Here is a 402-nt window from a genome sequence, read left to right as displayed (position 1 = left end):
TGACTGCTGATAGGGGCTCGGCCCAACAGTGTTGAGGTCTCGTCGTAACGTGGGTGCCAGCATCGGGTGTCATGACAACCAACGGCCATGGAACTGATGGTCGAGGAGGACTGTCATGAACACCGAATACGACGTGTGGCTCGGACTCGACGTCGGCAAAACAAGCCATCACGGTTGCGGACTCAATCCGGCAGGTGAGCGGGTCTTCGACCACGAGCTCCCGCAGGATGAAGCAGCACTCCGGGACGTGATCACGACCCTGCAGGACGAGCGCGGTCATGTACTCGTCATCGTTGATCAACCGAACACAATCGGGGCGCTACCCGTCGCGGTTGCCCGGGATTGTGGAGCCGATATCGCTTATCTGCCGGGGTTGGCGATGCGCAAAGCTGCTGACTTGTA

At 59.5% G+C, this 402-nt stretch carries 1 protein-coding gene; it reads left to right on the top strand.

Features of this window, described 5'->3' with window-relative positions; all coding sequences use genetic code 11:
* Window positions 1-115 precede the first annotated feature (115 nt).
* On the top strand, window positions 116-402 hold a 287-nt coding region (locus tag IHE57_RS16200; protein WP_209374703.1), incomplete at its 3' end, for an IS110 family transposase.

Source organism: Brevibacterium renqingii, from assembly GCF_017808105.1.
GTDB classification, from domain to species: Bacteria; Actinomycetota; Actinomycetes; order Actinomycetales; family Brevibacteriaceae; genus Brevibacterium; species Brevibacterium renqingii.
The sequence above is the reverse complement of the archived record's forward strand: the minus strand, read 5'-3'. Positions and strand labels throughout refer to the sequence as shown.